The sequence below is a fragment of the uncultured Formosa sp. genome, from assembly GCF_947500765.1.
In the GTDB taxonomy this organism is placed as follows: Bacteria; Bacteroidota; Bacteroidia; order Flavobacteriales; family Flavobacteriaceae; genus Formosa.
Genome location: NZ_CANMTH010000005.1, coordinates 16,920 through 29,949 on the forward strand (window position 1 = coordinate 16,920; position 13,030 = coordinate 29,949).

Annotated in this window: 10 protein-coding genes; 8 read left to right on the top strand and 2 right to left on the bottom strand. The window is 32.4% G+C overall.

Annotated elements, in window-relative coordinates; translation table 11 throughout:
* Nucleotides 1–471: 471 nt before the first annotated feature.
* A complete protein-coding gene (locus Q1B05_RS10690; protein ID WP_299780494.1) occupies nucleotides 472–798 on the bottom strand; it encodes a YegP family protein in 327 nt (108 codons plus the stop codon).
* A gap of 131 nt (nucleotides 799–929) precedes the next feature.
* Here Q1B05_RS10690 and Q1B05_RS10695 point away from each other — a divergent pair, with 131 nt between their 5' ends.
* The 7 genes from Q1B05_RS10695 (at nucleotide 930) to Q1B05_RS10725 (ending at nucleotide 8,542) form a co-directional block, all read left to right on the top strand.
* Complete coding sequence (locus Q1B05_RS10695; RefSeq protein ID WP_299780496.1) at nucleotides 930–1,571, top strand: SOS response-associated peptidase family protein; 642 nt, start codon at nucleotides 930–932, stop codon at nucleotides 1,569–1,571.
* Nucleotides 1,572–2,928: 1,357 nt separating this feature from the next.
* Nucleotides 2,929–3,261: a single-stranded DNA-binding protein gene (gene ssb / locus Q1B05_RS10700; protein ID WP_066219090.1), complete on the top strand. Its 333-nt coding sequence runs from the start codon at nucleotides 2,929–2,931 to the stop codon at nucleotides 3,259–3,261.
* Nucleotides 3,262–3,337: 76 nt separating this feature from the next.
* A complete protein-coding gene (locus Q1B05_RS10705; protein WP_299780503.1) occupies nucleotides 3,338–3,781 on the top strand; it encodes a JAB domain-containing protein in 444 nt (147 codons plus the stop codon).
* 436 nt (nucleotides 3,782–4,217) lie between these two features.
* Nucleotides 4,218–4,793 (top strand): BfmA/BtgA family mobilization protein, encoded by a 576-nt coding sequence (locus tag Q1B05_RS10710; RefSeq protein ID WP_299780505.1) that lies wholly within the window; start codon nucleotides 4,218–4,220, stop codon nucleotides 4,791–4,793.
* Complete coding sequence (gene mobB, locus Q1B05_RS10715) at nucleotides 4,759–5,793, top strand: MobB family relaxase (protein WP_299780507.1); 1,035 nt, start codon at nucleotides 4,759–4,761, stop codon at nucleotides 5,791–5,793. Before Q1B05_RS10710 ends, mobB begins: the two co-directional genes overlap by 35 nt.
* Complete coding sequence (locus Q1B05_RS10720) at nucleotides 5,790–7,229, top strand: type IV secretion system DNA-binding domain-containing protein (protein ID WP_299780510.1); 1,440 nt, start codon at nucleotides 5,790–5,792, stop codon at nucleotides 7,227–7,229. The genes mobB and Q1B05_RS10720 overlap by 4 nt, the downstream gene beginning before the upstream one ends.
* 200 nt (nucleotides 7,230–7,429) lie before the next feature.
* The gene (locus Q1B05_RS10725) at nucleotides 7,430–8,542 is read left to right on the top strand and encodes a Fic family protein (protein ID WP_299780511.1); all 1,113 of its coding nucleotides are present in this window, start codon (nucleotides 7,430–7,432) and stop codon (nucleotides 8,540–8,542) included.
* A 366-nt stretch (nucleotides 8,543–8,908) separates the two neighbouring features.
* Here the strand turns inward: Q1B05_RS10725 and Q1B05_RS10730 are convergent, their stop codons facing one another.
* A complete protein-coding gene (locus Q1B05_RS10730; protein ID WP_299780512.1) occupies nucleotides 8,909–9,130 on the bottom strand; it encodes a helix-turn-helix domain-containing protein in 222 nt (73 codons plus the stop codon).
* Between the two features lie 827 nt (nucleotides 9,131–9,957).
* Between Q1B05_RS10730 and Q1B05_RS10735 the strand changes: the two genes are divergently transcribed.
* On the top strand, nucleotides 9,958–13,014 hold the full coding sequence (locus tag Q1B05_RS10735; protein WP_299780514.1) for a SusC/RagA family TonB-linked outer membrane protein: 3,057 nt from the start codon (nucleotides 9,958–9,960) through the stop codon (nucleotides 13,012–13,014).
* Nucleotides 13,015–13,030: the final 16 nt, after the last annotated feature.

The following is a 13,030-nucleotide window of genomic DNA, read 5'->3' on the forward strand; positions in this document are numbered from 1 at the left end:
AAGTGCCGCTCGCAGTCGGCTCGCGCCTTCTGGATTACCTGCTTGATTCATCATACGCGAAGTCAAAGGATCAGAATCAAACAAAAGAAAGAATCATGATACAACAAAAGAGATAAATCTCAATCTTGAAGAAGACCTCAAAATAAAAGTAATAGAAATTGTAATAAGACCGGGAAGTTCCGAGTAGACGAGGAAATCACCTGGCTGCAGTTAGGTTTTATAAAAAGAGATAGTGCTTTTATTTAGCAGCTTAGACTTGCTTGTCCTGAGCTAAGTCGAAGGGTTGTTACTTTTTTTTGGCAATGAAAAAAAGTAAATAACAGCCTCAACCACGTTTTACATCAAATAAAAAAAAGGTTTCATTTTAAACCCTATTACAAATCTAACTGGCTTAAAGTAAAAAAGTAATAGTATTAAACAAAAAACCTTCCAAAATGGAAGGTTTTAAAATTATATTAGATGGTAAACGCCTTATACCTCAACAATAGGAGCATCAGGGGCATTCGTTTTAACAGAAGCGATACCATTTTCCATTCCTGATGTAGAGGCATACATCTGACTCGTTCCTATAACTTGTCCGTTAGTAGCTTTAATGTTAAAATAATCTTGTCCACTAGTCGATTTTAAACGTTCATATTTACTATCATCCTGTGAGTTTGTTTTAACAGATTCCACACCATTCAAGCAATTTGCTTTACTAGAATACCCCTGGCTAGCTAAAATATTCTGTCCATTACCAGCTACCAATCTAAATCGGTAACTTTCACTTTTATCAGAGTACACTTCAAATTTTGCCATTTAAAATTGATTTAAAAATTTATAGACTTCAATATAAAAAGAATTAAAATGACTAACAATAACTTTTCAATCATATCAGTAAACTTTCAAAGAACACTAAAAAAAAGTAATTTTACTAAATACTAATAAACATGTGTTTCCACACCTCACAAACTAAAAAAGTTAAGACCTTAGAAAAAAGATTTGGTGTTAAAATAAGTGATGCAGCTTTAGTAGATTATTTCGACAAATCACAATATCATCTAAACGGTTTTGCACATCCAAATATGTTAGTGATTCCTCAACAAAAATCAGAGGTATTGGCCCCAGGTGTGTGGGGTATCGTCCCTGAAAATAAGAATAAAGACGAGATTACAAGTTATTATAAAGAAGCAGTAAAATTTGGAGGCGGTTTAAATGCACGTTCCGAAAAAGCGTTTCAACATTTCGTCTATAAAAACGCGATATTGGAAAAACGTTGCATAATTCCAGTATCAGGTTTTTTTGAACCACATGAATATAAAGGGAAAAAGTATCCGTATCATTTTAAAAATGAAGATGATTCTCCCATGGCCCTTGCTGGATTATATAGTGTGATAGATACATTTATAACATTTACAATCTTAACAAAGGAAGCTTCTCCTTTATTTGCTAAAATTCACAATAAAAAAAAGAGACAACCATTACTTCTGGATGAAGAGCAAACTAGAAATTGGTTAGCAACAGATACAACATTAGCGCAGGTCAAGGATATACTTAGTTTCAATTATCCCGAATTCAATACATTATTTTAATCGATATAATTATTGACGAATACCAAGAAATATTAATTTCTCGTTTCAAGAAATACGTAAGTTGTCAAATGCGAGATTAATATGTGAGAGTGATGTCTGGAATTTATTTACAGATTCGCCGGAAGGGATATATCATTATTTAGTAATTTTAAAAAGCATGTTGTAGATTATGAAGAATTATTTATCGAAAGTACATATGGTAGTAAATCTATTCTAGTGCTAGGAAGACATGGGGTTGATGTTAATGATTTGTTAAAATTATCGTGAAATGATAGAATAAAACACGAAAAATATAAAGATAGTTTAGAGACTGAAGGTTTCTAGGGTGTAGATATGAAATTCTTAACGATACACGAGTCAAAGGGTATGGAAGCTGATAATGTTATCATCCTGAACCTTAACAATCATTTGCTAGTCTTCCGAATAAAATAGCCGACGATCCCGTTTTATCCAGACTACTTATTGACAATGAAGAGAATATGTTTGCAAAATAAAGACATTTGTTTTATGACGTTAACACGTACTAAAATTGAAATTATTTTATTTGTACTAGATAAAGGTTCTATGTTTTCTGAGGAATTGTTAACGGATAATCAATATTTAATGACTTCTGGAAATGGTAAAACAAAACTAATTGTAAGGGTTAACCTAAAAAGAAATAACATTTTTTTAGGATGTTCAAATTATCCAAGTTGTTTGTATTATACACTCGTTATTTATCGCTAGTTCAATGAACTTTGTTATAGGTTTATAGTTAAAATAACGGTTACCACTAGGCGTAATGGTATATGTCTTTTCTTAATATAAGGCATAGACTTCGCTTAATCATAATGGTATTCTAGATTTGATTAAAAAAAGAATAAGGAAAGCCAACTCCTAAATTTTCTTAACTGCTGTATCGAAAAAGCCTTCTCGGGGCTTTCCGCGATCCATCTTAAAAATTCAGGTCTTGTCAAATCATTTTAAGGGGTTTATAATGTTTGAGGCCTTCATTGGTTTTTGGTACAGCAAAAACCAGGCATAGTCAAAGCCCCTTCTAATTCGAAATATTAAATACCTCATGCTTAACTTTCCGTATACATGTGGTATTGAATATTTCAAAAGAAGGGCTAAGGCTATAGTAGAACTTGTCAAGACCAAGTAAATTTTAGCAAAACTTAAGGTTTCTACAGCCTTGAAAATCCAAGGATTTTACGACGTCGCAGACACTCCTGAACTTTCACTAAAAGTCTTGACAAAACCTACCTCAAACATGGTTCTCTTTTAGAGAGAAGTATACAAAGCACCCCTTAAAATTTACATCACATTAAAACTTAAAAACTAAGGGGTATTTATTAACCTTTTAAATTTTTCAATCATGAGTACAATTAAAAACAGAGTACAGTTAATTGGTAATGTAGGACAAGAACCAAGTATTACCATTTTAGAAGACGGAAAAAAGTTAGCCCGTATATCATTGGCAACTAATGAACATTACAGTAATAAGAAAGGCGAAAAGCATACCAACACCAGCTGGCATAATTTAATTGCTTGGGGTAAAAAAGCCGATATTATTGAGGAATATGTGTTTACAGGAAGAGAACTAGCTATTGAGGGGAAATTATCTTCAAGAAGTTATGAGGACAAAGACGGCGTAAAACGGTACGTTACAGAAATTACGATTAGTGAAATCCTTCTTTTAGGAGCCTAATTTAAAATAAAAGGGTGCTCCCTTTATTTTAGCACCCTTTTTTTCAATTAACGTTTAAATTTTTAAATCCAAACACATGAAAAGCAAAGTTAATGAAATTCAGGTACGTTATAAAGAGAAATTAAAATCTTCTTTATCAATCAGTTGTTCACAAGATGCTTGCAATATATTATATGATAATTGGGATAAGGATACTATAGGTTTGCATGAATCTTTTAAAATTCTTCTTTTAAATAATTCTAATAAAGTTAAAGGAGTCTATGAACTTTCATCAGGAGGAATAACAGGGACTTTGGTAGATATTCGAATACTTTTTGCAATTGTCTTAAAATCGGTGAGTCCTGCCATTATTTTATGTCACAATCACCCAAGTAGTAAATTAATACCTAGTGAGGCAGATAAACAGATTACCTGTAAAATTAAAGAGGCTTCTATATTTCTTGATGTTAAAGTATTGGATCATATAATTATTGTTCCAAATGGAGCGTATTTTAGTTTTGCAGATAATGGTATCTTATAATTTTTAATTTGAGTATTATACTATTAAAGCCTCTGGTTTCTCCAGAGGTTTTTTTACGTCATGATTTTTTATAAGGTATATCTAAATTGCATTTCAAATTGTATAGATTTTGAAAATTCATAAGGTTTAATTTTAAATCAGTGTAATAGAGAACAATCTAGTTTTTTGGTTTTCTTCATAATATAATACCTTGAGACAAACGCATACGGTGTAAGATCTCAATTATTTTGAGAGTTAAAAGTGTATGAAAATTTTGTCCCTGCGGGACGAAATCGAATAGCAAGAGGGTAACACGCTGCGCGATGTTATGGGGGGTAATTTATTTGTAATCCCTTTGTTTATAGGGATTCGTGTGATTTGTGTTTAAGTCATAGGCAGTGTTTTTTATGAAAAAAGCGCCTCAGCCTAGTAAAAGCAATAAATTTTTTATGAAAAAATGGATAAAGGATACGAAAAAGAAGGATTTGATGGATTAAGAATAAAGACTTCAGTCGCTAAGAAGTTTAGACGATTCTGTAAGCATTATGGAAAGTCACAATCGCTTAGTTTGCTAGATATGATTTTATTTTTTGAGACAAATGAGATTAGTCCTTCTGAACGTTTTGGAGAAACTATTACGAGTTTAAAGTTCCAAATAAAAAAACGTTTTAATGCCCTAATAGCCATTATAAAATCAATTGAGAAACAGCAAACAGAGCCGACAGCTTTCTTAATTAAACGGTTATTTGAAGTTAGTGCACAACAAGAAAATGAAGATCAAATGGAATTTAAACCTCAGGAGCTTATTACAGAAAATGAGGAGTTAGAGTATTATCAAAAGCAGTATAAGGACAGTCAGAAACACTATCAGAATCTCAAATCGGACACCCAATTAATGCTTAAAAAATTGAAGTATGTAAGGAATAATTTTGGGGTAGGGTATTATCGACTCAATTTAAACAAAAAAGATATAGAACGCATTAAATACAATATTAATCATGTACATAACAATAACCGCGCAGAAACTCGGTGAGAGTTATAGTAGTTCCGCTGCTGATTTTGTGGCTTATTTAGAAAAAGAGAATGAGAATAAACCACTAGATGAAACGGAATATTTTTTCAATCAACAAGGTGATGAATTTGTAGCTAAAGATGTTATAAAAGATATTGATGGGAATACATCCAAACTGAAGAAAAATGAACCTCGATTTTATTCCATAACAATAAATCCTAGTAAATCGGAATTAAGGCATATTCAGAATGATACCGAAAAATTGAAAATGTATACCAAATCGATTATGGAAGATTATGCTAAAGCATTTAATCGTGAAATAGAAGGAAGACCAGTAAATATTCAGGATATTAAATATTATGCTAAAATAGAACATGAAAGGACGTATAAAGGTACTGATAAGGCTATCAAACAGAACGGACCATACTACAAGAAAATTGTAAAGCTTAATAATGATATACAAAAAATTAAAAGTGGACAAATGCCAGGAAATATTAAAAAGACCTATAAGAAAATTAAAAAAATAGAGCGAGAGGCACCTCATAAAATGAATGGAGAGATGATTACTCAGGGTATGGCTAAAAAAGGGGGGCAGTCTCATATTCATATTATTGTAAGCAGGAAGGATCAATCTAATCGTTACAGCCTGTCTCCAGGAAGTAAATATAAATCTTCCGAAGTGAAATTTAATGGTAAGACCGTAAAACGTGGATTTGATCGGGACCAGTTTTTTGGACAGGCAGAAAAGCGTTTTGATAGACAATTTAAATATGATCGTAATTTTGTAGAAAAATATTATTCTAGGAAATTACTATCTACAAATGCACAGCGCTATTATGCTACTTTAATGGGGTTACCAAATAGTGAGAAAGCTATAGCTTTTAAAATATTATCTCAATCAGAGGTGCCTATGCCAATAATGAATATTCCAACTAGTCAGACTCAATTGGTACTTAAAACCATAAATAAAATGAAACAGGGAATAACAAGAGCGCTGAATTCCGGATCTATTTCTATATGATAAACTCACTCGCACATAACGTTTTATTTGTACTTATACCTGTACTAGTGATGCTAATTCTACTATATATAGGTTTGTTTAAATCAGAATCTAAAGCTTTAGATAAAAAGTATAGGGTTCTCTTTAAATTAAACTCAGGTCGTTTTAAAATAGATAATATTAAACGAGGTGTTTCCATTATCGGATCTGCAGGTAGTGGTAAAACGGAAAGTGTAGTGTATAATTTATTGCAGCATTTTAGTAAATATAATTTTTGTGGAGTTATTCACGATTATAAACATTTTGAACTTACAGAAATAGCGTATCCGCTTTTTAAAGCACAGTCAGGTTTAAACTTTTATACGATCTCTTTTGATACGATATATAATAAAGTTAATCCCATATCACCTAGATATCTGCCAAACGAAGAAAGTGTGAATGAACTTTCTCGGGTACTCATCGAAAATTTATTAGAGGTACATGGTGAGACCAATGCGACTTCTCGCTTTTTTAATGATGCTGTTGAAGGTTTGTTAGCAGGCATGATCTGGAAAATGAAAACCGATTATCCGAAACTATGTACGTTGCCACATATCATTGCGTTGTTTCAAAGCTTAACGACTAAGAGGCTAATTGCTTTTTTAAGTACAAATTTAACGGCTAAAAGTATGGCTAGTGCTTTTATAAACGGTATAGAATCTGAAAAACAAACAGCGGGGATAAAGAGTACGTTATCTAATGCTTTTAAAAAAATTAGCTCGCGCAAAATATTTATGGTGTTATCTGAAGATGAAGTGCCTTTAGATATCAATTCCGATAGTAATCCTTCAGTTATATCTGTAGTAAATAATCCGAAATACGAATCTGCATATGCACCCATCATAGCGACAATTATGCATACTATTGTGAAGCAGATGAGTGAACGACACAGAAGGTCCTCCTTTGTTTTGATGGAGGAAGCTCCTACTATTAAACTATTAAATATGCCACGTATACCTGCCACTTTAAGAAGTTTTGATGTGTCAACAATTTATGTGATGCAGGATAAGATTCAAAATGATATCCTTTATGGAGATAAAGCGAGTAAAGCAATTTTGTCCAATCTCTCTTATCAATTTTTCGGAAAAGTCAACGATCCAGATACGGCTAGATATTATGAACATTTTTTCGAAATGATCAAAGTGGCAACAAGAAGTGTTAGCCAAAATAGTGGTTTAAGTATGGAGAGTCGTATCACAAAAGGGGAACGCGAAGTGTCTAAACGTCGTGCTAGTATATTTTTTAGACTGAAACAAGGTGAGTTTATTGCTTTTGCTGATGGTAAGGATAGAAAAGTCCGCTTTAAGTATCAACGTATTATAAAAGCCTTACCTGATCGTACAGAAAATGTAACTGAAGAGCAATTAAAATTTAATTATGAAAAGGTTTACAGAGAGGTAGGATTTATTAATGGGTGATGAACTTTATATATGTTCGAAGTGTTTGAGTGAAGGCCTTCTAATCTCAACAGACGTTAGAAAAGTGTTTTTTAACATGTTAATATCGTAGGCTTATCATATCAAATAAGTATGTTATAAAATCGTATTGAGCTAATCAAGATTATTTTATAGCTCATAAATTGCTTATATTTGAGCTATAAAACTGTAAAATATAACCCATGATACGCAAGATTTGGAATTGGCAAAAGGAAGAATGGCCAAATTTTACTTATAATGAGAATCAGTTAAAAGCTTTAGAAATTCAATTTTCTAAAAACATAGGAACTGTTCTAGGTGCGTTTAAGCACGTAGCAGATAGTGAACGCGCTCAGTTTATAATTGAGGTTTTGTCAAGTGAGGCAATTAAAACGTCTGAAATAGAAGGAGAGTATTTAGATCGCGATAGTATTCAATCGTCAATAAAAAGAAACCTAGGCTTGAGTGTAGATAAACGAAAAGTACCTCCAGCAGAATTTGGAATTTCAGAGTTGATGGTCGATCTCTATAAAAACTATAATGTAGAGCTTACACATCAACAATTGTTTGAATGGCATATCATGTTAACCAATGGTCGAAGAGATTTAGTTGATATTGGACGGTACCGAACTCATGAAGACCCGATGCAGGTCGTTTCAGGAAGACTCGATAAACCCACGGTGCATTTTGAGGCCCCACCTTCTATAGTGATGCATGAACAAATGGAGCAATTTGTAAATTGGTTTCATAACATACATAGTGAAAGTAGCGATAATGTAATGTCTCTCGTCAGAGCAGGTATTGTGCATTTATATTTTGTAAGCATCCACCCTTTTGAGGATGGTAACGGACGGATCGCACGTGCTTTAGCAGAAAAGTCCATTTCTATAAGTATTGGAGAGCCAGTGTTAATCTCCTTATCTAAAACGATTGAAGCGAATAAGAAAGCGTATTATGAAGCTTTAGAAGCTAATAATAAAACTTGTGATATTACGGATTGGTTGGTTTACTTTGCTCAAACCATCTTAGATGCTCAGAAGGATACTTTAAAATTAATAGATTTCATTATTGAAAAAGCGAAGTTTTTCGATCGTTATGGTAACCAGATTAATGAGCGTCAGTTTAAAGTCATCGACCGCATATTTGCAGCTGGACATCACGGTTTCATTGGAGGTTTGAGTGCTGAAAATTATACCAGAATAGCAAAAACATCATCTTCAACAGCAACGCGGGATTTAAAGGATTTACTTAATAAAAGAATACTAACTAAAACAGGTGCTTTAAAAAGTACACGGTACTGGTTGAATTTGAAGTGAATCTTAATTTGACCCTTTTTGTTATTGAGTTTAAATCGTTGTTATGTAAATGGTTTTTACAAGGGGCACTTTCGATGTTAAATAATTATATTGATTTCCTAATTTTGAAAGATCGCGTGTAGGCTTTTCAAGTTTCATTTTTTCTAAGCGATATCAAAATAGGTCTGTTATAAAGCTAGAGTCTTTTTTATAACTAGTTCTTTTCAATATTTAATGCTAAAGTTAAGTTGAAACTTCTTCTTTTTTTGTAAAAGCATTTAAGTTTATGGATATTGGTTACTAGATTGGGAAAGGGCTAACGAATCAAATGATTCTTTAAGATAAGGTGTATTCTATAATAAATTCAAATATTAAAAATTTATTAATCTATCTACCAATCTTCATGAAGAATTCAGACAATTTCAATCCTCTTGCTTCACAAATTTTGTTTAATGTGTATAAAGAAATTTTATAAGTTTTATCAGAATAAATTCTTCTGACAGTTTTTTCATCTATATTATGATTTAAAGCAAATTGGGTTTTTGCTTGAGTATCTCCAATCCATTCACTAGAAATATATTCACATATTTTTCTTTCTAAATCCATCATATTAACAAATTAACCATATAATGGAAAAAAAGACTCGGACGATTGTCCGAATAAGAATAATTTTATTATATTGCATTGATATTATAGTACTTGCAATTATTTAATTTAATAAACAAGAAGTGAATACATTATATCTCGTCTTTGGAAACTGGTACTTTTTATAACGAGAATATAAGTGAAATGCTCACATCTAAATGGTGTGAGCATCTTCTAATAGGTTTATCTTTTTATTAATGATGTGCAAATTATCGGTTATTAATTAATGCCTATTGAAAAAGTTAAAAGGATATAAAAGATTAAAGATTACAAAAGCACAATATAATATTGAGCTTACTGTATATTTTATCCTTTATCCTAAAAAACCTAAGTGTCCGATATAGACACAACCCTATATTACAGGAGTAACGCATATAACATGGTTGACTTTGAATATCTAAGTCAATTCTGGTAAACGAAAACTTCTTTTTCCTGTAATTCACGATTCTACATAATTATGGTATCCAGCCATAAAATATAGTCCCTAAGTATTAACTAAAATCCTTACGTGGGTAAGGTGTGCTTTGTATTAACTTAAATAAATGCCTATGAATTAAAATTTTGAATTAGTTAAACAATATCTGGGTAGCTATAAATTCAAAGAAAGTATGCTGTATGTATTGATAGACTGCCCAGTTATATTAAAATCTTGTTATAATAATTAGAAACGCCTATGAAATAAACTTATCAAAAAAAATAGCCAATAAAAAAAGAGCCCTCCTATTCACCTTGCAAAGTATTAGGAGAGCAAATTCAATTAAAACAAAGTTCAATTAAACCAATTCAAAATTATGAAAAAAACCTTTGTAAACAAGGTAGTAGGACCGCTAATTTATGTCTTATGTGTAACCATTGCTTTAAAATCCTTCAGTATCTGGAGCTCTCCTTTAACTAATAGTTTAAAGGTGAATTTAGTACAGCAGAAGTACAAGATTTCTGGACAAATTTTAGATAGTAATAGGATACCTATTTTAGGTGTAAATATCCATATTAAAGCATCTCAACAAGGAACGTATACTAATGAGGATGGCGCTTTTTCAATCGCCGCAGAACCATCAGACATACTTGTAATCAGTTTCCTTGGATTTAAAACCCTTGAAATTGAAGTCGGACTAAAAAAGCAATTTACCATTACTTTAGAAGACGATATTACAGCGTTAGATGTTGTTAATATTAATGCCGGTTATTATGCCGTATCCGAAAAGGAACGCACTGGAAATATTGCCAAAGTCGATTCTAAAATTATTGAAAAACAACCTGTAAATAACCCTTTGGGTGCCATGCAAGGGTATATGTCTGGTGTAGATATTATTCAAGATACAGGGGTTCCTGGAGGTGGTTATAATATACAAATCCGAGGCAAAAATTTCATTAATGGAAGTACAGAGCCATTATATATTGTAGATGGTGTGCCTTTTGGATCTGAATCTTTAGGAGTTTCTGAGGTATCCGCAGGAATCAATAATGGAAATATAAGCCCCTTAAATGCGTTAAGTCCAACGGATATTGACAGTATTGAAGTTTTAAAAGATGCGGATGCTACTGCTATTTATGGTGCTAGAGGAGCTAATGGGGTTGTACTTATTACTACTAAAAGAGGTGAGGCAGGAACAACACAATTTAAAATGAATTTAACGAGTTCATTAGGGCAGGTATCTCATTTTTTAGATTTAATGAACACCTCAGAATATTTAGAATTAAGAAGAGAAGCAGTAACCAATGACGGTTATGGGGCATTATTAGAAAGTTCTGCTTTTGATTTTGTATGGCCAGACCTTAAAACTTGGGATCAGGATCGTTACACCAATTGGCAAAAGGAATTAATAGGAGGTACAGCGTTTAGGAACACAGCTCAATTGTCTGTGTCTGGAGGTAGTGAGCAGACTCAATTTCTAATAAGTGGTGCATATCAAAAAGAAACAACAGTGTTCCCAGGTGATGCTAATTATAAAAAATATTCGATTCACAGTAATCTAAATCACTCTTCAAATAATGAAAGGTTTAGGATTAATATGAGTGCTAATTATGCTATAGAGCACAACCAAATGCCTCGCACAGATTTAACCAATATGGCTTATAGTTTGTCACCGAATGCCCCTGAATTATACACACAAGATGGTGAACTTAATTGGGAAAACAATACATGGGATAATCCATTGGCAGTCTTAGATGACGATTACTATGCAGAAATAAATACATTGATGACAAACATCAATTTGTCTTATTTAGTATTGCCTAGTTTGAAAGTTTTAGGGAACTTAGGTTATAATAATTATCAAATTGCATCATACAAATTATTACTAAATACATCTAGAAACCCAAGCTTTGGGTTTACTCCAGAAGGGTATTCTTCTATAACTACTAATGATTCATCTCGTGATTCTTGGATTATAGAACCTCAATTACAATGGGTAAAGCAATGGGGGAATATTAATCTTGATGTGTTAATAGGGACTACGTTTCAAAGCCAAACAACAGATCAGTTGGTAATTAAAGGCACAGGTTTTCCTAACAATAGCCTTGTAAATAATATTGCAGCAGCAAGTGAACTGGAAATTAGAAATTCAAGCAATAGTGAATATAACTATCAAGCCTTTTTTGGTCGTATAAATCTCAAATTAAAGGATAGGTACATTATAAATTTAACAGGAAGGAGGGATGGGTCATCCCGATTTGGGCCAGGGAAACAGTTTGGTAATTTTGGTGCAGTTGGTGTAGCATGGTTGTTTACAGAAGAAGCTGTTTTAAAATCTAATGCTGTCTTGAGCTTTGGAAAACTTAGAGGTAGTTATGGTACGACAGGTAGTGACAATATTGGTGATTATAAATTTTTAAGTACTTATAGTGTTACAGGTAATGATTATGATGGGACATTGGTGTTAGAGCCATCAGGAATTTCTAATCCGTTTTTTGGGTGGGAAGTCAATAATAAGTTAGAGATAGGTTTAGAGTTAGGTTTTTTTAAGAATCGTATGCTTTTAAATACGGCTTGGTATCAAAACCAGTCTTCTAATCAGTTGGTAGGAATCCCATTGGCAGCAACTACTGGTTTTAGTAGTCTTACAGGTAATTTTGATGCGACTGTTCAAAATACAGGATTAGAGTTTGATATGCATGTTCAAAATATTCAAGGGGAAAACTTTCAATGGACTACTTCATTTAATATGTCTTTACCTAAGAGTAAGTTATTGGAATTTCCCAATCTAGAAAACTCTGTGTTTGCTTCTAAGTATGTTGTTGGACAACCTATAACAATTCAAAAGCTTTTCAACGCTTTAGGTGTCGATCCTGATACTGGTATGTATCAATTTGAAGATTATAATAATGATGGTGCTATAAGTAGCTTAGAAGATCGACAATGGATTGAAGATTTAGCTCCTGAATTTTATGGTGGTTTAGGGAATACCTTTAGTTATAAAAACCTGTCTTTAGATGTGTTTTTTCAATTTAAAAAACAAAAGAGTTATAATGAGCTCAAACAACAAGCAGCTCCTGGTTTAATGAACAATGCCTCAGTATCATTTTTAAACAGATGGCAAGAGCCTGGTAATCAAACGCCACTAATGATAGCTACTTCTGGCTTTGATTTTAATTTAATTCCAAGTCGTGATAACTATAGATTAAGTAACAGGACGATATCTGATGCTTCATATATCAGATTACGGAATATTACTTTAAACTATTCTGTGCCCAAAGCTCTAACTCAGAAACTTGCATTAAATGTGTATGTGCAAGGTCAAAACTTGTGGACTTTAACAAAGTTTAAAGGGCCAGATCCAGATCAGCCTTCTTACATTATTTTACCGCCTTTAAGACAAATCGCTTTAGGGGCTCAAATCCATTTTTAAAATTTAAATATAATAT